This window comes from Colwellia sp. MB02u-9, assembly GCF_014077085.1.
Classification (GTDB): Bacteria; Pseudomonadota; Gammaproteobacteria; order Enterobacterales; family Alteromonadaceae; genus Cognaticolwellia.
The window spans coordinates 326,262-346,614 of the sequence record NZ_JACGVF010000094.1; the positions used below are offsets into that span (position 1 = coordinate 326,262).

Below are 20,353 nucleotides of genomic sequence, written 5' to 3' on the forward strand. Positions count from 1 at the left end.
TTATCGCTGTTCAAAGCCAGTAATGAACTTAAAATGAATCCGCAGGAATACGCACCCAACCTTCCATTAATACCCGAGCACTGCGGCTCATAATGGCTTTATTTACCGTCCACATATCATCAACCTTTGATGCTTGAGCACCCACTTTAAGGGTGCCCGATGGGTGACCAAAAACAACAGCGTCACGTTCGCCACCGCCAGCGGCTAAATTCACTAAGGTGCCTGGAATTGCGGCTGCAGTGCCAATCGCCACGGCTGCCGTGCCCATCATCGCATGATGTAACTTACCCATAGATAAAGCACGAACATGTAGGTCTATATCCGTTGCACAAACCGCTTTACCACTTGATGTTACATAGTCTTTAGCGGCACTGACAAAAGCCACTTTTGGGGTATGTTGACGTGCAACGGCTTCAGATACATCATTTATCAGACCCATTTTAATTGCGCCAGCAGCACGAATAGTTTCAAAACGTGCTAATGCCGCTTCATCATTATTAATCGCCTCTTGTAATTCCGTACCTGTGTAGCCTATATCTTCAGCATTTAAGAAAATAGTGGGAATACCAGCACTGATCATAGTGACTTTAACTGTAGCTGCTTTAAAAGTACCTATCGCGGGAACTGCTAGCTCATCAACTACATTACCTGTCGGAAACATAGCTTCACTAGGGTCAACAGGCGCTATAAATTCTACTGGTACTTCTGCAGCAGGAAAGGTTACGCCATCAAGTTCAAAGTCACCAGTTTCTTGTACTTGCCCATGCGTAATAGGCACGCGAGCAATAATCGTTTTGCTAATGTTTTTTTGCCAAATACGTACCGTACAAATACCATTTTTAGGAATACGGCTAGCAGCAACTAAACCCGACATAATGGCAAATGAGCCCACTGCAGCGGTCAAATTCCCACAATTACCACTCCAATCAACAAACGCTTTATCTATCGCCACTTGACCAAATAAATAGTCAACGTCGTGATCTACCACAGCACTTTTAGCCAAAATAACGGTTTTACTGGTACTTGATGTAGCCCCACCCATACCATCGGTTTGTTTACCGTAGGGATCTGGACTACCAATAACTCGAAGTAGCATATTATCACGAGCTTGCCCCGCTATTTGGCAACGCTCTGGCAAGTCAGTAAGATTAAAAAATACACCTTTTGACGTACCACCTCGCATATAGGTTGCGGGGATTTTTACTTGAGAAACTGAAGACATTTAACACCTCTAAATTTTATCAATATGAGCCACTTTGTTAACCTTCCATGTGGACAATTTAGTGTTCGTTGATCGCATCGACGTTGCTTCACATCCATGTGATCACTTCAAAACGCTCGTTGATTGCATCGACATTCCTTCACATCCATGTGATCACGTCATACCGTTCGTCCTGAACATAAAAAAGCAGCAATTAAATTGCTGCTCATATTTTTCATTAACCTTTACTATCTAAAGCCATTATTTTTATTGACCACAAGACAGCTGTACACCCGCTATATTTATAGCTCAGTACAGGTAACGCCACTATCATCAAAAATAAGCCTTTAGCCATTAGACTCTAAAAAATCGTTGGCAAACTTTTGTAAAACACCACCGGCTGCATAAACAGACACTTCTTCAGCAGTATCTAAACGACATTTTACTGGAATCTCAACGACTTCGTCCTGACCATTATCTGAGCGTCGCGTCATGACTACCGTCATCGCTCCACCTGACGTTGGCGTACCCACTACATCGTAAGTTTCTGAACCATCAATATGGTAAGTATGACGAGTTTCACCGTTAATAAACTCTAACGGTAACACGCCCATACCCACTAAGTTAGTACGGTGAATACGCTCAAAACCTTCAGCAATAATCACTTCAACACCCGCTAAACGAACACCTTTCGCCGCCCAATCGCGTGATGAACCTTGACCATAATCAGCACCGGCAATAATAATAAGCGGCTGCTTGCGTTCCATATAAGTTTCAATGGCTTCCCACATCCGAGATTCAGTACCTTCGGGCTCAATACGCGTGAGTGAGCCTTGCTTAACTTCACCTTTGTCATCACGACACATTTCGTTAAATAATTTAGGGTTAGCAAATGTTGCACGTTGCGCGGTTAAATGGTCACCACGATGAGTTGCATACGAGTTAAAGTCTTCTTCTGGTAAGCCCATTTTATGTAAGTAGGCACCCGCAGCACTGTCCAATTGAATAGCATTTGAAGGTGATAAATGATCGGTGGTAATATTGTCACCCAATACCGCTAATGGCCGCATACCTTTCATGGTACGTTCACCGGCTAATGCGCCTTGTCCCTCTGTATCCCAGTAAGGAGGACGACGAATATAAGTACTGGTTTCATCCCAAGCGTACAACGGACTTTCAGCGGGCTCAAAAGCGCCTAAATCAAACATTGGTGTGTAGATTTTTTTGAATTGCTCAGGTTTGACACATGAGGCAACAATCGCATCAATTTCTTCATCACTTGGCCAGATGTCTTTCAGCGTAATGTCGTTACCGTTTTGATCTTGACCTAAAATGTCTTTTTCAATATCAAAACGAATAGTTCCGGCAATAGCGTAAGCAACCACTAACGGTGGTGACGCTAAAAAGGCTTGTTTTGCATACGGATGAATGCGGCCATCAAAGTTACGATTACCTGATAATACTGCGGTTGCATATAAATCACGGTCAATCACTTCTTGTTGAATCTTTGGATCTAACGCGCCACTCATGCCGTTACACGTTGTACAGGCGTAACCTACAATACCAAAACCTAGTTTTTCCATTTCAACCAATAAGCCCGCTTCTTCTAAATAAAGCTTGGCTACTTTTGAACCTGGCGCAAATGAAGATTTAACCCAAGGTTTACGCACTAAGCCTAGCTCATTTGCACGTTTAGCAATAAGGCCTGCAGCAACAACATTGCGTGGATTAGAGGTATTTGTACAAGAGGTAATAGCGGCAATAATGACCGCGCCATCAGGCATTTGTCCGTTAGCTTCTTGCACTTTACAAGCAGCAAGATCTTTAGCGATATTTTTTGAGGCTAAATCAGCTGTAGCTAAACGACGATGTGGATTAGAAGGACCGGCTAAGTTACGACCTACGCTTGATAAATCAAATTCGATAACCCGTGGATATTGCGCCTCTACTAAATCATCAGCCCACAGGCCAGTGTGCTTAGCATAAGTTTCAACCAGTGCTATTTGCTCTGGTTCACGCCCGGTAATTTTCAAATAATCAATGGTTTGTTCATCGATGTAGAACATAGCGGCTGATGCACCATATTCTGGAGTCATGTTTGAGATAGTCGCTCGATCACCAATAGTTAAGCTTCTAGTGCCTTCGCCAAAGAATTCTAAGTAAGCAGACACCACTTTTTCATTACGTAAAAATTCAGTGATCGCTAATACTATATCCGTTGCTGTGATGCCCGGTTGACGTTTACCGGTCAGCTTTACACCGATAATATCGGGTAAGCGCATCATCGATGGACGACCCAGCATAACGGTTTCGGCTTCTAAACCACCAACACCAATAGCAATAACACCTAAGGCATCAATGTGTGGTGTGTGAGAATCAGTACCAACACAAGTATCAGGAAAAGCGACACCGTCACGCGCTTGAATAACCGGCGACATTTTCTCTAAATTAATTTGATGCATAATGCCGTTACCCGCGGGGATAACATCAACATTTTTAAAAGCAGTTTTGGTCCACTCAATAAAATGAAAGCGGTGTTCGTTACGACGGTCTTCGATTGCCCGATTTTTCTCAAAGGCTTCACTATCAAACCCAGCAGCTTCTACGGCCAGTGAATGGTCGACAATTAATTGTGTGGGTACAACAGGGTTAACTTTAGCTGGATCGCCACCTTGATCCGCAATGGCATCTCGAAGGCCGGCTAAATCAACTAAAGCGGTTTGACCAAGAATGTCATGACAAACTACACGTGCCGGATACCAAGGAAAGTCTAAATCTTGCTTGCTTTCAATAATTTGCTTTAGCGAATCAGTTAAGGTTGCAGGGTCACACCGGCGAACTAATTGTTCAGCGAGCACACGTGAAGTGTAAGGTAGTGTTTTATATGCACCGGGGCTGATTGTTTCAATCGCTTCTCGTGTATCGAAAAAATCTATTGTTACACCATTGTGTTTATAACCTGGCAAAGGTTTGCGGTAATCGTAATTCATAACTTACTCCACATAGTAAAAAAGAGTACAACAGACTCTTTTTAAGTAATTTAATTAATGACACGGCATTATCACTAGCAGCTTATAGCAGCCCTATCAGCATAGATAAGGCTTTTATTTATATTGATGCTAAGTAATAACTACCTGTTAGCTTACCTAGTAGCGATAGGTTGCACTTTACGAGGCTCTGCACCAATGTAGTCAGCAGACGGGCGAATAATACGGTTGTTTTCACGTTGCTCCATAACATGAGCCGCCCAACCCGTTAAACGAGAACAAACAAAAATAGGGGTAAATAATTTCGTTGGAATCCCCATATAATTGTAGGTTGAGGCATGAAAAAAATCAGCATTACAAAATAACTTTTTGCTGTCCCACATAAACTCTTCACAGGCTACTGAAATATCGTATAACGAAGTATCACCATTTTCAGCGGCCAGCTTTTCAGACCATGCTTTGATGATGACATTACGTGGATCAGATGTGCTGTAAATCGCATGTCCAAAACCCATGATTTTTTCTTTACGCTCAAGCATACCAGCCATTTGTACTTTGGCATCAGCAGGAGAGTTAAACTTTTCAATCATGTCCATTGCAGCTTCGTTAGCACCGCCGTGAAGTGGCCCACGTAGCGTACCAATAGCACCGGTCACACATGAGAACATATCTGATAGCGTTGAAGCACAAACACGTGCCGTAAACGTAGAGGCATTAAATTCATGCTCAGCGTATAGAATTAATGATACATCCATCACGCGCTCATGCTGTTTAGACGGACTTTTACCATTTAATAGACGTAAAAAATGTCCACCTAGCGACGCTTCATCTGAAGTACAGTCAATTTCTATACCCTCATGTGAAAATTTATACCAATAACACATAATGGCAGGAAAAGCCGATAACAAGCGGTTTGCAGCTTTATTTTGTTCACTAAAATCATTTTCTGGTTCTAAATTACCTAAAAATGAACAACCCGTGCGCATAACATCCATTGGATGTGCTTCTTTTGGGATCAGCTTAAGTACAGCTTTTAAAGCTTGCGGTAAATCACGCATCGCCAATAAATCAGTTTTATAGCTAGCTAGCTCTGTTTCATTAGGGAGTTCACCGTTGAAGAGTAAGTAAGCCACTTCTTCAAAAGTTGAATTTTCAGCTAAATCAGCAATATCGTAACCACAATAAGTTAAGCCCGAACCTGATTTTCCTACCGTACATAAAGCTGTGTCGCCAGCACTTTGTCCACGTAAGCCAGCACCTGATAATTTTTTATCTTTCATTATTCTTTCCCCTAGTACTTAACAGTGATTAATTTACTGTTAAGGGTTAAAATTTAGTTTCTTATTGATATATTTTAATGCTTATAGCTGTTCCACTTTAAGGTGTTGAAGTAGAACAGATATAACTACTTGTTTTTACCTTCAGAGAACAAAGCATCAAGCTTTTGCTCATAATCGTGGTAACCCAGGTAATCATATAAATCCATACGTGTTTGCATGTTATCGATTTCTGTTTTTTGGTCACCATCTGCAAGCAAGGTTTTATAAACAGACTCTGCTGCTTTATTCATCGCTCTAAATGCTGATAACGGATAAAGCACCATGGCGCAGCCCCACTCGCCTAACTGAGCTTTATTCCACAATTCTGTTTGGCCAAATTCAGTAATATTGGCTAATACCGGCACATCAAGCGCTTCAGTAAAAGCTCTGTAATGCGCTTCAGTTTGAATAGCTTCAGCAAAAATACCATCTGCACCAGCAGCAACATAGGCTTTAGCACGTTCAAGCGCGGCTTCTAAACCTTCCTGAGCAAAGGCGTCAGTGCGAGCCATAATGAAAAAGTCGCTATCAATACGCGCGTCAACGGCCGCTTTAATGCGATCCGCCATTTCTTCTGTAGAAACAATTTCTTTATTCGGACGATGGCCACAACGCTTTTGCGCTACTTGATCTTCAATGTGAACTGCAGCAGCGCCGGCTTTTTCCATATCACGAATAGTTTTAGCAATATTAAATGCACCGCCCCAGCCGGTATCAATATCCACTAAAAGCGGTAAGCTACAAGCTGAAGTAATGCGTGATACATCGGCAATAACGTCATTTAATGATGTCATGCCTAAATCGGGTAAGCCATAAGAGGCATTCGCAACACCACCACCAGATAAGTAAATAGCTTGGTGACCTAATTGTTCAGCCATCATGGCACAATAAGCGTTAACGGTACCTACAACCTGCAAGGGTTTATTATTTGCTAAAGCCTGGCGAAATTTAGCACCAGGAGATAATTGTTTAGACATTGCTTTATCCTTTTTTAGTCGTGTATATGTTGTATTAAATTAACTTTACAGCTTGCCGCTATTGTTGCTGGGCAATTTTCTTTTCGATATTTTTGCGTGAAGCCGCAATATGACGCCTCATTAGCATTTCGGCTAATTCACCATCACGATCAGCTATCGCTTCAATAATGCGAGAATGTTCATCAAACGCTTTAGTTGCTCGTGGACTATTCATTCCAAATTGGCAACGATACATACGAACAAGGTGATAAAGCTGACCACACAAGATATTAATGAGTTGTTGATTATGACTACCGAGTATCACTTTATAGTGAAAGTCTAAATCACCTTCTTCTTGATAGTAGGCAATACCGTCACGCAATGCCTTGGCACTTGCATGCTGCTTAAGCATGACCTTCATTTCAATAATTTCATCTTCAGTCATATTTATCGCGGCTTGGCGACATGCCATGCCTTCGAGTGCTTCGCGAACGACGTAAATTTCTAACAGCCCAGCAATTGAACATTCAACCACACGAGAGCCAACATTGGCTTTACGTTCAATTAAATGACATTTTTCCAAACGATTTAGCGCTTCACGCAAGGTTGAACGACTAATTTGATAGTTTTTAGCTAGTTCTGGCTCACTAATTTTACTACCAGATTTGATGGTGCCATCAACAATGGCGTGTAGCATTTGCTCAAATACTTTATCTGCCGTAGTAACCGCGGCTTGAGTTGTAGGGTTGTTTAACGCCATTAATATTGTCGACAGATATAAAAACAAGGCGCTTATGATAACAACTTTTCAGTAATAGTCAATGTGAAGCCTAGGGTATTGTCGACAATACTCATTAGGCATTAGTCGTAGACACTATGAAATAGTGTGAAGTGATATTACAATTACTCACCAATAAAAACAAACAAACCAATGTTAAATAAGCGTATTTGTAAAATACACCCGCATTTACTCATCCGTTAATTCATCTTGTTATCATGTTTAACAATGCCCACCAAGTGTCGACAATAGACAGGGTTAGCCAAAAAACCAATAACAAACACCAATAGCAGCAGTAATGCCGGCAAGATCAGCAATAAGTCCACAAGCCAAGGCATGGCGACTATAACGAATACCAACAGAGCCAAAATAAACCGCTAAAACATAAAATGTAGTTTCAGTAGAGCCTTGCACAATAGAAGCTAAGCGACCAGCGAATGAATCAGCGCCATGAGTATTCATGGTTTCTATCATCATAGCACGAGCGCCAGAGCCACTTAAGGGCTTCATAAATGCCGTAGGTAGTGCATCAACAAAACGGGTATCACCATTAAAAAGCAACACTAACTGTCGTATGCCTTCAATCAAAATATCTAAAGCGCCACTGGCTCTAAATACCCCAATCGCACACAACATGGCCAACAGATAAGGAATGATTTTTATACTGGTTTCAAAACCTTGTTTAGCCCCTTCAATAAAGCTGTCATATACATTCACTTTGCGTTTTAAGGCGACGAATAAGAAACTAATTAGCGTGGAGAATATGAGTAAATTGCCCATCAAGGAGGATTGTTGCGCTAACAACTCTGCACTCAAGGTAGTGAAATAAACCACAACACCACCGACAAGTGCGATGCCTGCCGCTAAATAAAGTAAAATAACTTGCTGATAAAGTTTTATTTTTTGCACAAATGCAACCGCAAACAATCCTGCGAGGGTTGAGGCAAATGTTGCCAATAAAATAGGGACAAAAACATCAGTCGGGTTTAACGCTCCCTGTTGGGCACGATAAACAAAAACAGTAACAGGGAATAAGGTTACCGCGGAAGTATTCAACACCAGAAAGAGTATTTGCGCATCACTTGCCGTTTCTTTGTTTGGATTCAGCAATTGCAGGTCTTGCATGGCTTTTAAGCCTAAAGGCGTAGCCGCATTATCTAACCCTAAGAAATTTGCCGACAAGTTCATGGTCATTGAACCTATGGCCGGATGCCCTTTGGGTACCTCTGGCATAAGACGGACAAATAGTGGTGAAATAAACTGTGCAATTTTGTCGATAATACCGGCATGTTCCGCTATCTTCATCATGCCTAACCAAAAACTTAAAATGCCAATCAGGCCAATCGCAATCTCAACCGTTACCTTAGACATATCAAAAATGGCGTTAACAATTTCTTCAAAAATTAAAATTTGATCAAAAACCAGCCATTGCACTATGGCAGAAATAAAGGCAACAAAGAAAAATCCGCTCCAAATACGATTTAACAAACCTGCTCTCTTTTATTTTTATTCTTAGTATAAATATTATGACACACAAGACTAGCCATAGTGTTATGGTTAGTTTTGACTCATAGTATTAAAAATTCTCTTAAGTAGCACTATTTGACAGGAATAGTTTCAGGAAACAAACGATGAAAGTTCTCACTCGATTGTCGGGCAATCTCTGCAACCGAAGTACCACGAATACTGGCTAAATGTTTTGCGACTTCAACTACGTAAGCGGGCTGATTTTGTTTACCACGATGGGGCACTGGTGCTAAATAAGGCGCATCCGTTTCAATTAAAAAACGGTCTGAGGGTACTTTTTTCGCCACTTCTTTTAAATCAGTCGCATTTTTAAAAGTAACAATGCCGGAAAAGGAGATATAAAAACCCATCGCTATTGCTTGTTCAGCCATCTCCCAACTTTCAGTAAAGCAATGTAAAATGCCACCAACATTTTCCGCCTGCTCTGCTCTTAACATAGCTAAGGTATCTTCTTGAGCACCTCTAGTGTGGATAATCAGGGGTTTTTTTAGCTGATTAGCAACGTGTATATGTTTTCGAAAAGAGTCTAACTGCACTGGTTTTGTTTCGGGCGCATAAAAATAATCAAGGCCCGTTTCACCAATAGCGACAACACGTGGGTCGGTCGCTAAACGAGTTAATAGTGCCGGGTCAATTTCATCCGCTTGATTCAGCGGATGCGCACCACAGGTTAGCCAAACATTGTCATATTTAGCCGTTGCTTCTGCCATCGCTGGAAAGTCTTCTAAAGTAACGCTAACACACAATAAAGTATTAACCTTTTCTGCCAAGGCCGCATTAACAACATTATCTAAATTATTGTCAAAATCTTCGAGTTTTAAACGGTCTAAATGACAATGGGAATCTATGAACACAGGGTTACTCCGCACAAAGGTGCTAAAGGTTAGTTTGGGTATTTATCATACCGATTGAATTAATGAGTTGCTGACATCACAAAAACATTCTCAATGGGCATAATATTCAATAGTGCTATTTTAGTTAGATAAAAATAAGCATGTTACATTGATAAGGTCGGCTCAGATGAACTCAATAAATGCCCTATCGCTTTGTCAATTTGGCTACGCATATTGTCAGGATCTTCAAAAAAACTAACACCTATGCCTGCAGGTGTACCGTTTTGCGCGCCAATGGGGGTGATCCAAGAAACTTTGCCTTTAATTTTTGAAGGCTCTAAGGAGTCAGGTAATGTCACAAGCAAATTCACATCAGTGGCTAATTCATAATGCTCTGTGGTGCGAACAAATAAACCACCATTTTTCATAAACGGCATATATGACTGATATAAATCACGATCTGACATAAAATCAAGTGTAATATTTTTCAAAATCATCCCTCTATTTTTATTGGCTTTTTTATTAATGTTTTTATTGATTTTTTTGTTCAACGACAAGGCTAATATCGGTGAGTAATTTTTCACTTAAAAACTGCCGATTAACTTGCACTAATGTCTTTAACTTAATATTGGCCGCTTGGACTAAATTATATACCTGCCATAACTGTTGTTTATTGATGACACTTGCTTGTTGATTTTCATGTCCTGCTGTTGGCCAGCCCCATTGATTACGCATCAAATTAACTAAGATTTTTTCCAACCAACGAAAGCCATCATGACGTTCAACCAATAAGGTTAATATCTCTGCACGGTGTTGATGAGCGCATAAATAGTCTTTGACCTTATCACGAAACGCGGTAAACGCAACGGCAGTTGCTTCGTCTGTTAATTCGCTAAGATGACTAAGGTTTACAAAAACATCATTACCCTGTTTTTTATATTCAGCCAAAAGTTTTTTGCCGACCGGTGGACGTATTTCAAATTTTTGACAACGACTGATAATAGTAGGTAACAGCACATCACTGCTATGCGTTGTTAACATAATGAAACTTTGAGAGGTTGGCTCTTCTAACGTTTTTAATAACGCATTAGCTGCTGATACGGTCATGGTGTCAGCATGATTGACTAAGGCTGTTTTAGCGATGCCGATATGAGCGGTTTTCTCAAAAAATTGGCTCAGTTTCCGTATGGCATCTACGCCAATGGTATTTTTGTCATTAACGATAGTCAGATGATCCGGATAACTGCCATTGGTAAACAACTTGCAAGTTTTGCAATAACCGCAAGGCTGAAAAATAAACGGCTGCACATTGGTCGTTTCTTCACTTACTTTGCTTACTGGGCTTACTTGGCTTACTTGGCTTACTGGGCTTACTGGGCTTAAATTTTCTTCTTTTTCTGGTGGTCTGTTTTGTGGCCAGTCTTGTTTTAAGTCTTGACACAGCAGCACGTTAATCAGCCAGTGCGCTATTTCTTCTTGACCCGCGCCATCAACACCAGAAAATAACAAGGCATGAGGAAGCTTATTTGCGTGAATTTGTCGAGACAATTGCTGCTGAAGCGCCAATAACCAAGTTTTCATCTGTTAGCCTTGTTTACTATTAATAAAAGCTTCGACTGAGTTGACTACAGCTTTGTGCACCAGGTCCATCTCTTGGCTCGCATCTATAATATCTGTGCTGTCTGACGCTTGTGCCAAAGCTAGATATTTGTTGCGTACGCGCTGAAAAAAATCAATTTTTTCTTGTTCAATCCGATCTAATTCGCCTCGCGCTTGTGCTCGAGCTAAACCTAATTCTGGCGCAATATCTAAATAGACGGTTAAGTCGGGTGTAAAGCCCTTTAAGGTAACATCAGCTATAGCATTCATTATCGCATCGTCAAACTGTCGTCCACCACCTTGATAAGCCCGTGATGATAAGTCATGACGGTCGCCAATCACCCAGGTACCTTCTGCTAAGGCGGGTAAAATTCTATTCACTAGCAATTGACTACGACTGGCATACATCAACAAAAGTTCAGTTTCTTGCGTTAGCTTTTCATCATGACTGACTGATTTTACAATGTCTCGCAGAGCTTCGGCTAATGGCGTACCACCAGGCTCTCGAGTTTTTATAAAAGGGATATTATATTTATTTAACACAGCTTCAATAACGCTAATAGCCGATGACTTACCTGCGCCTTCTATGCCTTCGACAACAATAAACTTACCTTTCTTCATGCTGAAATCATCCAAAATACTTTATTAAAATGTGAACGTTAGTTTTTCTTACGCTGATACTTGGTTACCGCACGGTTATGATCGGCTAAATTTTTGGAAAATATATGTTCGCCTGCGCCATTGCTAACAAAATACAAATAGTCACTCAACTCTGGATTTAATGCGGCTTGCAGCGCTTGAGCACCAGGTAACGCGATGGGTGTTGGCGGTAAGCCTTTTATTTTATAGGTATTATAAGCGGTTTTTTCCCGCAAGTGAGCGTAAGTGATATCACCTTGGTAACGTTCACCCAAACCGTAAATTACCGTTGGGTCAGTTTGTAAACGCATTTTTTTATTTAAACGGTTAACAAATACCGACGATATACGAGGATGTTCAGTGTGCCGGCCACTTTCTTTTTCAATAATTGACGCCATGATAAGTGCTTGATATGGCGTTTTGTAGGGTAAGTTTTCAGCTCTATTATGCCACTGCACTGCTAACGCGTTTTGCATTTTTTCATATGCACGTTTAATGATGCTCAAATCCGTTGTATCTTGGGTAAACGCATAGGTATCAGGAAACAGCCATCCTTCAGGATTATCTTGCGCTATGGATAATTTTTTCGCAATAGCCACTAGGGTTAAATTAGCAAGTTGATGGGTAATATGTTGATGTTGTGCTAACTGAGCCAAAACTTGCTTGAAGGTGCTACCTTCGATAAGGGTAATAGAAAATTGATGTTCTTTACCTGATACCACTAAATCAAGCAGTTCTATCGTACTTATGTTTGCCTGTACTTGATAGGTTCCTGACTTTATTTTGCTATCTTGAGGATTAAATTTCACATAACTGCGTAGCCAAAAACGCTCTTGCAACCAGCCTTTATCAACCAACTGCTTGGAAAAAGCATTAAATGAAGTACCGTGCTTAATCGTTAAAAACTCAGTTTGTTTAATAGCGAGTGGCTGCTGAACTTTCATTTCTGACATTATCATAACGCCAATAACAGCCAAAATACTGAGTAGTACACAAACCGCTAAAGTCATTAATGTTCTTCTAACCAACAACGACAGGCTTAAAAAAAATCTTTTCATCTTTATATCTTAGCTTTCAACGTTAAGGCATTGGCTTTGTATGCTTTTAACCTGTGAAATATCCAATTGTTGACCATTAAAAATCTTAACCGGCACTATACCTAAAATGGCGTTACTAATAAACATCGCATCGATATTATCTAATTGAGACAGTGGATAATTATCTTGTTGAATATTCGGGTTATTTAACAATATTTTCGCCCGCATTAAGCCAGCCACGCCGGCAGTGCTTAATATCGGTGTTTGCCATTGCCCCGCTTTTAACCAAAAGACATTAGCACTACAACATTCAATAACATTGCCATTAATATCACTAGCAACTATATCATCTTCTGTGCGTCTATCTAGCTCGGCTCTTAACATAACTTGCTCTAAACGGTTTAAGTGTTTTAAACCGGCCAGCATAGGGTTAATACCGAGCTTTAGCTCACTAATCCCTACGCAAATCCCCTGTTTTTGCCATTGAGGATAAAACTTAGGGTAATCACTGACGGAAATAATTACCCTAGCTTGCTCTGCACCAAGGCGCGAATAGCCACGACCGCCGCTACCACAGGTGATAATAACTTTGACGATGCCGATCTTAATTCCTACGCTGATTTTTCTTATACTTTCTGCTAGCACAGGTAAGGCTACTTTAGGTAAGCCTAGTTGCTGACTTTGCTGTGCCAAACGATTGAGGTGCTCTGGCAACATAGCCACTTTACCATCAGTAATCAAAGCGGTAGTAAAGCAACCATCACCATAAGCTAGGCCACGATCATCAATTGATATCGAATTAGCTATTTTTCCGTCTACAAAACTTAATACCATAATTGCCATAAAAAAGCCTGAATACAGCAGTATTCAGGCTTAAGCTTTTAAATTCAAGCGCTAATGAAATTAAAAGTACATTTGATGTAATAACGTGACTTTTTAATCTCTACAGTTCACTAAATTCTTTTGAAGATCAACGAGCCATTTGTACCACCAAAACCAAATGAGTTACACAACACGTAATCTAAATTAGCATCTCGTGCAGTATGCGCAACATAATCAAGATCACAGCCTTCATCAGGGTTATCTAAATTAATGGTTGGAGGCACCGCATTATTAACTAATGCTTGAATGCTGAAAATTGCTTCAACAGCACCGGCAGCACCGAGTAAATGCCCTGTCATAGACTTAGTTGACCCTACCATGACATCAAAAGCTGAACTACCAAATACAGATTTAATCGCATTGGTTTCGGCAATATCGCCTGTCGGTGTTGAAGTGCCATGAGCATTGATATAACCAATTTTAGCAATATCAACTTTCGCATCATTGATGGCATTTTTCATTGCTAAAGCCGCGCCTGCACCATCAGCCGGCGGTGAGGTCATATGATAGGCATCACCACTCATACCAAAACCTGCTAATTCAGCATAAATTTTTGCGCCACGGGCTTTCGCATGTTCATACTCTTCAAGTACAAGTACACCCGCACCATCACCCAGAACAAAGCCATCGCGGTCTTTATCCCATGGTCGTGAAGCTTGTTGTGGTGCATCATTTCGCGTTGACATGGCACGTGCAGCACCAAAGCCCCCTAGACCTAATGTGGTTGATGCTTTTTCTGCACCACCAGCAACCATAGCATCAGCATCACCGTAGGCTATCATACGGGCTGCATGGCCAATATTATGTACACCACTAGTACAAGCGGTAACAATCGAGATATTGGGGCCTTTCAAGCCAAAAATAATGGATAAATGACCCGCAATCATGTTGATAATGGTAGAAGGTACAAAAAATGGTGACAATTTACGTGGACCATTATTTAACAATTTAGCATGGTTTTCTTCAATAAGACCTAAGCCACCAATGCCAGAGCCAATAGCTACCCCTATACGTGGGGCATTTTCTTCGTTAATTTCTATACCAGAATCTTTAACGGCTTGCACACCTGCAGCAACGCCATATTGAATAAATAAATCCATTTTTCTGGCATCTTTACGAGCCATATAGTCTTCTGCATCAAACCCTTTAACTAAACCGGCAAAACGCGTTGGATACTCAGTGGTATCAAAATGCGTAATGTCAGCAATACCACTTTTACCAAGTAGTAGATTTGTCCAGGTTGATTCAGGGCTGTTGCCTAGAGGGCTAAGCATGCCAAGACCGGTTACTACAACGCGTCTCATGAGATGTGCTGCCTCCGATAGAATTGAATAAAAGCGGGAGTTTAATTTCAGCTCACTTAGCGCTTAATATGACTTAAGTTAAGTGTTTGCTGTAAATATTTTCAAACTATAAAAACAAATCAGGCGGTAATTAAACCGCCTGAAATTAATCACATTCGTTTATTATTACTGGTTAGCAGTAACGTAATCGATTGCGGCTTGAACTGTTGTAATTTTTTCAGCTTCTTCATCTGGAATTTCAGTATCGAATTCTTCTTCTAATGCCATTACTAATTCAACAGTGTCTAGAGAATCTGCACCTAAGTCGTCAACAAAAGAAGCTTCAACTTTAACTTCGTCTTCGCTTACACCAAGTTGCTCAATAGTAATTTTTTTTACGCGTTCTTCAATAGTGCTCATTTTTCTTCCTTTACTAGAAAATACAATTGTTCAGAATTGTATGTAGTTTATTCGTCAAAAGCCGACCATGCAAGCTTCTAATTTTACTTTTTTGCTGGTCTAATCTGTTGACAGTATATAATTTGTTCGAATTTAACATAAAATCGCCAAAAAGCAAACTTGTGTTAAACCATGTACATGCCACCATTTACGTGTAATGTTTCACCCGTAATATACGCCGCGCCATCAGATGCTAAGAAAGCAACAGCGTTAGCAATTTCTTCCGGCTTACCTAAACGGTTGGCCGGTACTTGGGCAAAAATGCCTTCTTTTTGCTCATCCGTTAATGTTTGGGTCATATCTGTATCAATAAAACCAGGTGAAACGGTATTAACGGTTATGCCACGAGAAGCAACTTCACGTGCTAAAGATTTAGTAAAACCAAGTAATCCGGCTTTCGCAGTCGCATAGTTAACCTGACCCGCGTTGCCCATTGTACCCACAACCGAGCCAATATTGATAATGCGGCCATGGCGTTTTTTCATCATAGCGCGTAATACCGCTTTGCTGATTTTAAAGACCGATGTTAGATTGGTCTCTATAATATCATTCCATTCATCATCTTTCATACGCATCAGTAAATTGTCACGCGTAATACCCGCATTATTGACTAAAACATCAACTGAACCATGTTTTTCTTTGATTAAATCAAACATAGCGCTAATTGAGGCATCGTCAGTGACATTTAACACCAAACCTTGGCCTTCACCTAAATACTCACTGATATTAGCCGCACCGTGTTCAGAGGTTGCCGTACCAATAACATTACCACCCAAAGCTTTAAGTTGTGTTGCAATAGCTTTACCTATACCACGACTTGCGCCCGTCACTAAAATGACTTTACCGTCTAATGAAAACATATAATTTTACTCTACTGATTCTAATGCTTTAGTTAACGACGCACTGTCATTAACAGATTGACAACTGATGGTTTTATCAATGCGTTTTAACAAGCCCTGTAATACTTTACCTGGCCCTGCTTCGATCGCAATTTCAATACCCTGTTGCGCTAAATACTGAATAGTTTCTGTCCAACGAACTGGGCTATATAATTGCTTAATCAGTGCTATTTTAATAGCTTCAACCGAGTTTTCAGCGGTAACGTCAACATTATTAACCACTGGGATAGTCGGTTCATTAAAGCTAACATTGTTAAATTCTTCTGCTAACTTTTCTGCCGCATCTTTCATTAATGCACAATGTGATGGTACGCTTACCGGTAAAGGTAGCACGCGTTTTGCACCGGCTGCTTTACATAATATACCCGCTCGTTCAACGGCCGCCTTATGACCTGCAATAACCACCTGGCCAGGAGAATTAAAATTCACCGCTGAAACAACTTCATCATTTGCCGCTTTTGCACAGGCATCAATAATAATTTTATCATCAAGACCAATAATGGCGGCCATCGCACCAACGCCTTCAGGCACAGATGCTTGCATGAACTCACCACGCTTCTCTACGAGCTTAACAGCATCCGCCAACGATAACACCCCTGCGCACACTAGCGCTGAGTATTCACCTAAACTATGACCTGCTAATAGTTTAGGTGTTATTGATGAATTAGCATGCCATACACGCCAAATGGCAACACTAGCCGTTAATAACGCAGGTTGGGTAAAGTTTGTTTGGTTTAACTTTTCAACTGGCCCTTGTTGAACCAAGTGCCATAAATTGTAACCTAGTGCTGCAGATGCTTCCGCAAAAGTATTTTGTACTACTTCATTTTCAGCAAAATCCGCCAACATAGCTAGAGATTGTGAACCTTGACCGGGAAAGACAAACGCTAAATTATTTTGCATTATTAGACCTAATTTAATTTAATTTTTCACTGTATCAGCGTAAATCATTACCCGATCTACGCTGCTGTAATTGCTCAAGCTTATATTCACCTGTTACGCGGCTATATAGCCAAAAAATATTATTTGTGGCATAAACTATGTTCAAGCTTATCTTTGATTTTTGTCGGTACTTGCCGATCAACCTCGGTAATAGCTTCAGTAATCGCCGTATAAAATGCGGTTACATTGGCGTTACCATGGCTTTTCACCACAATACCGCGCAATCCTATCAAACTTGCACCGTTGTACTGGTCGGGGTTCATGGGTTTAAAGAGTTTTTTTAAGGTCTTAGACAATAATTTGCCCATAATTCGCGCTAAAAAGTGTTTTTTGATGATTTCTTGTAGTTGTGTATAGACCATTTTGGCCACACCTTCACAAGTTTTCAACGCAACATTGCCAACAAAACCGTCACAAACAATAACATCAGCTTTATTAGTAAAAATATCATTACCTTCTATAAAACCAATATAATTAATATCATCATTGGCCTGTAAATAGCTGGCAGTTTGTTTGATATGATCGCTGCCTTTATTTTCTTCTTCACCCATGTTTAATAACGCGACTTTCGGATTTTCAATACCATCAACCTCTTTTGCCATGACTGAGCCCATAATAGCAAATTGATATAATACGTTTGAGTCACAAAAAACATTCGCCCCTAAATCCAACATAAAAACATGTTGCTCAGGCTTGTTGCTAGGTAATGCAGAAATGAGTGCTGGGCGCTCTACTCCAGGTAAGGTTTTTAAGACAAAGTGCGCCATTGAAAAAAGTGCCCCTGTATTACCCGCGCTCACGCAAGCTTGTGCTTGGCCTTCGTGAACCAAATCTAAGGTCTTGCGCATGGATGATTGCTTTTTATTACGCAAGGCAAAAATAGGTTTATCGTTCATCTCAACAACTTGGGTTGTTGGGTATAAGGTTATTCTTGGATGAGGGTAAAATTGTTTTTTTGAGAGTATTTCAATAATGACGGCTTCGTCACCACACAATAATAAGTGAAGATTGGGGAAGTTTTCTATTGCGAGCATTGCTGCAGGAAGTGTTACGTGGGGGCCTTGATCGCCCCCCATAACATCTAACGCTATGGTTAGATTAATCAAGGTAATCGTTACAGATTACTTATTGATTACTTTAACACCTTTGTAAAAGCCATCAGCTGTTACATGGTGACGACGGTGAGTTTCACCAGATACTGGATCTGTTGATAAATGCGTTGCCGTTACTGCGTCATGTGAACGGCGCATGCCACGTCTTGAACGAGACTTTTTGCTCTTTTGAACTGCCATTGCCTACTCCTAAAAATTTGGTTATTAGCTAAAAATTAACTATTTAAGTTTTTTCAATACATCAAATGGACTCGGTTTTTCAAGCTCTTCAGGCAATTTACCCCAAACACTATCAGCCGGAGACTGACAATCTTTGATCGAATGCCTTGGAATTAATGGAATCGCGAGTAAAAACTCATCCTCCACTAACTCAAGCAAGTTAACTTCACCATTTTCATCTAATTCAATTGCGTCATAATATGACGGCAACTCAGCTTCAGCTTCAACGTCTTTCACTGGGCTAAAAGTAAAACTTACTTCTAGTTCCAATTCGAACTCTTCAGTACATCGCTGACAAGTTAATGCAACTGTTGCCGATGAGGAACCTGATATTACTATCAAGCCAACTTCATCCACATCAAAAGTGGCATTTACTTGGACCTGCTCAGACCGTGTTTGACACACAGCTAGCAATCTATTCATCCCAGATACTTCAAAGTATCCGTCACACACTAACTTTCGCTGTGCGCTTCTGGATGGGTCTATCGTTATCGGGAGTTTAAGATTTTTCATAAGGCGCGCATAATAAGGTGCCAATCACCTAGTGTCAAAAGAAAAATAGCTAAATTTGTTTAAAAACTCAAGATAGGCCATATATTAACAGCAATCTGTTTATATTTTGAGTGATATTAATGAAAAAACTTGTTTTAGGCTCCACCTCCCCTTTTCGTAAAGAAATTTTAGAAAAACTTAATATTCCCTTTGTCTGTGCTAAACCTAATATTGATGAAAGCGCGTTTGACAACGAGTCACCCGTCGAGTTAGTTGAACGTTTAGCCATTGAAAAAGCTAAAGCAGTTGCCGGCGAATTTCCTGACGCTTTAATTATAGGCTCAGATCAGGTAGCGATGTGTGACGGTGAAATACTTGGCAAGCCACATAACTTTGAAAATGCCGTTAAGCAACTAGAAAAATTTAGTAATAAAACTGTCGTTTTTTACACCGGCTTATGTGTCTATGACAGCGGTTTAGATTACACAACCGCTTTAATAGAGCCTTTTTTAGTGCATTTTAATCAGCTTTCGCTAAGCGACATTGAAAATTACCTGCACGCAGAGCAACCCTATAACTGTGCCGGTAGTTTTAAAAGTGAAGGATTAGGCATTTGTTTGTTCAAAAAGTTGGAAGGTGATGATCCCAACACTTTAATTGGTTTACCGCTTATCAAGCTGGTTGAGTTATTAAAGCAACATGATGTAAATGTGTTAGCAGAACAGGTCAGTGTTTAAATAAACTCACTGTGCTGCTTAAATTAGCGCTTAATTTGACGTTGAATCGTATCACATAGCACAGAAAAATATTATCTGTTCTTATAACCGCTTAAGATCCAGCATAAATAACTTAACTAGCCAAAAAAAGAGATACATTGATTGTTCAACATGGCGTGTATCTCTTTTAGTTTCCATTCACAAATTGTTTTATACCCATTTAACTCATTAAGTGTTCTACTTTTTCATCAGTAAAAATGGCTAAATATAAGGCGGAAAATTTAGTCAGTCGTTATGCAACTTTGTAGTCCTGTAGTTTTTCATTTCAACCATGAAAAATGAGCAGATAATTAATCAAATGGGTATTACAGTGCGTTATATATAACCGTATTCATCACACCCAAGCTTACATTCTGCTAGTTGAGCGATTAACTTTTGGTAATTAATGAGCTATTTTTATATTTTTTAACTTG

Annotated in this window: 20 protein-coding genes; 1 reads left to right on the forward strand and 19 read right to left on the reverse strand. The window is 40.3% G+C overall.

The window, feature by feature from the left end; translation table 11 throughout:
- Positions 1-28 precede the first annotated feature (28 nt).
- From prpF to yceD, 19 genes are all read right to left on the reverse strand, one after another.
- Positions 29-1,222, reverse strand: a complete 1,194-nt coding sequence (gene prpF, locus H4J65_RS10050) for a 2-methylaconitate cis-trans isomerase PrpF (protein ID WP_182198024.1) — start codon at positions 1,220-1,222, stop codon at positions 29-31.
- 326 nt (positions 1,223-1,548) lie between these two features.
- Positions 1,549-4,191 (reverse strand): Fe/S-dependent 2-methylisocitrate dehydratase AcnD, encoded by a 2,643-nt coding sequence (acnD, locus tag H4J65_RS10055; RefSeq protein WP_182198027.1) that lies wholly within the window; start codon positions 4,189-4,191, stop codon positions 1,549-1,551.
- A 152-nt stretch (positions 4,192-4,343) separates the two neighbouring features.
- Positions 4,344-5,468 carry a 2-methylcitrate synthase gene (prpC, locus tag H4J65_RS10060; protein WP_182137789.1) on the reverse strand — a complete coding sequence of 375 codons (1,125 nt, stop codon included), beginning with the start codon at positions 5,466-5,468 and terminating at the stop codon, positions 4,344-4,346.
- A 125-nt stretch (positions 5,469-5,593) separates the two neighbouring features.
- Positions 5,594-6,484, reverse strand: coding sequence for a methylisocitrate lyase (gene prpB, locus H4J65_RS10065; protein ID WP_182137788.1), 891 nt, complete (start codon positions 6,482-6,484; stop codon positions 5,594-5,596).
- A 58-nt stretch (positions 6,485-6,542) separates the two neighbouring features.
- A complete protein-coding gene (locus H4J65_RS10070; protein WP_182137787.1) occupies positions 6,543-7,223 on the reverse strand; it encodes a GntR family transcriptional regulator in 681 nt (226 codons plus the stop codon).
- Between the two features lie 276 nt (positions 7,224-7,499).
- Positions 7,500-8,729 (reverse strand): nucleoside recognition domain-containing protein, encoded by a 1,230-nt coding sequence (locus tag H4J65_RS10075; protein ID WP_182137786.1) that lies wholly within the window; start codon positions 8,727-8,729, stop codon positions 7,500-7,502.
- Between the two features lie 110 nt (positions 8,730-8,839).
- A complete protein-coding gene (locus tag H4J65_RS10080) occupies positions 8,840-9,622 on the reverse strand; it encodes a TatD family hydrolase (RefSeq protein WP_182198030.1) in 783 nt (260 codons plus the stop codon).
- A 143-nt stretch (positions 9,623-9,765) separates the two neighbouring features.
- On the reverse strand, positions 9,766-10,185 hold the full coding sequence (locus H4J65_RS10085) for a PilZ domain-containing protein (RefSeq protein ID WP_310649932.1): 420 nt from the start codon (positions 10,183-10,185) through the stop codon (positions 9,766-9,768).
- On the reverse strand, positions 10,133-11,182 hold the full coding sequence (locus H4J65_RS10090; RefSeq protein ID WP_182198032.1) for a hypothetical protein: 1,050 nt from the start codon (positions 11,180-11,182) through the stop codon (positions 10,133-10,135). Before H4J65_RS10090 ends, H4J65_RS10085 begins: the two co-directional genes overlap by 53 nt.
- Before the next feature lie 3 nt (positions 11,183-11,185).
- A complete protein-coding gene (gene tmk / locus H4J65_RS10095) occupies positions 11,186-11,821 on the reverse strand; it encodes a dTMP kinase (protein WP_182198034.1) in 636 nt (211 codons plus the stop codon).
- A gap of 38 nt (positions 11,822-11,859) precedes the next feature.
- Positions 11,860-12,897: an endolytic transglycosylase MltG gene (gene mltG, locus H4J65_RS10100; protein WP_259367579.1), complete on the reverse strand. Its 1,038-nt coding sequence runs from the start codon at positions 12,895-12,897 to the stop codon at positions 11,860-11,862.
- A gap of 9 nt (positions 12,898-12,906) precedes the next feature.
- Positions 12,907-13,719 (reverse strand): aminodeoxychorismate lyase, encoded by an 813-nt coding sequence (gene pabC / locus H4J65_RS10105; RefSeq protein WP_182198036.1) that lies wholly within the window; start codon positions 13,717-13,719, stop codon positions 12,907-12,909.
- A gap of 110 nt (positions 13,720-13,829) precedes the next feature.
- Positions 13,830-15,062, reverse strand: coding sequence for a beta-ketoacyl-ACP synthase II (gene fabF / locus H4J65_RS10110; protein WP_182198038.1), 1,233 nt, complete (start codon positions 15,060-15,062; stop codon positions 13,830-13,832).
- Between the two features lie 165 nt (positions 15,063-15,227).
- The gene (gene acpP, locus H4J65_RS10115) at positions 15,228-15,461 is read right to left on the reverse strand and encodes an acyl carrier protein (protein ID WP_077286054.1); all 234 of its coding nucleotides are present in this window, start codon (positions 15,459-15,461) and stop codon (positions 15,228-15,230) included.
- Between the two features lie 164 nt (positions 15,462-15,625).
- Positions 15,626-16,360, reverse strand: a complete 735-nt coding sequence (fabG, locus tag H4J65_RS10120; RefSeq protein WP_182185960.1) for a 3-oxoacyl-ACP reductase FabG — start codon at positions 16,358-16,360, stop codon at positions 15,626-15,628.
- A gap of 6 nt (positions 16,361-16,366) precedes the next feature.
- Positions 16,367-17,302: an ACP S-malonyltransferase gene (gene fabD / locus H4J65_RS10125; RefSeq protein WP_182198040.1), complete on the reverse strand. Its 936-nt coding sequence runs from the start codon at positions 17,300-17,302 to the stop codon at positions 16,367-16,369.
- A gap of 119 nt (positions 17,303-17,421) precedes the next feature.
- The gene (plsX, locus tag H4J65_RS10130; protein ID WP_220465124.1) at positions 17,422-18,447 is read right to left on the reverse strand and encodes a phosphate acyltransferase PlsX; all 1,026 of its coding nucleotides are present in this window, start codon (positions 18,445-18,447) and stop codon (positions 17,422-17,424) included.
- A gap of 15 nt (positions 18,448-18,462) precedes the next feature.
- Positions 18,463-18,633, reverse strand: a complete 171-nt coding sequence (rpmF, locus tag H4J65_RS10135; protein WP_077286058.1) for a 50S ribosomal protein L32 — start codon at positions 18,631-18,633, stop codon at positions 18,463-18,465.
- A gap of 39 nt (positions 18,634-18,672) precedes the next feature.
- The gene (gene yceD / locus H4J65_RS10140) at positions 18,673-19,185 is read right to left on the reverse strand and encodes a 23S rRNA accumulation protein YceD (protein WP_182137778.1); all 513 of its coding nucleotides are present in this window, start codon (positions 19,183-19,185) and stop codon (positions 18,673-18,675) included.
- A gap of 119 nt (positions 19,186-19,304) precedes the next feature.
- Between yceD and H4J65_RS10145 the strand changes: the two genes are divergently transcribed.
- Entirely contained in the window at positions 19,305-19,901 is a 597-nt protein-coding gene (locus H4J65_RS10145; protein ID WP_182185955.1) for a nucleoside triphosphate pyrophosphatase, read from the forward strand.
- Positions 19,902-20,353 lie beyond the last annotated feature (452 nt).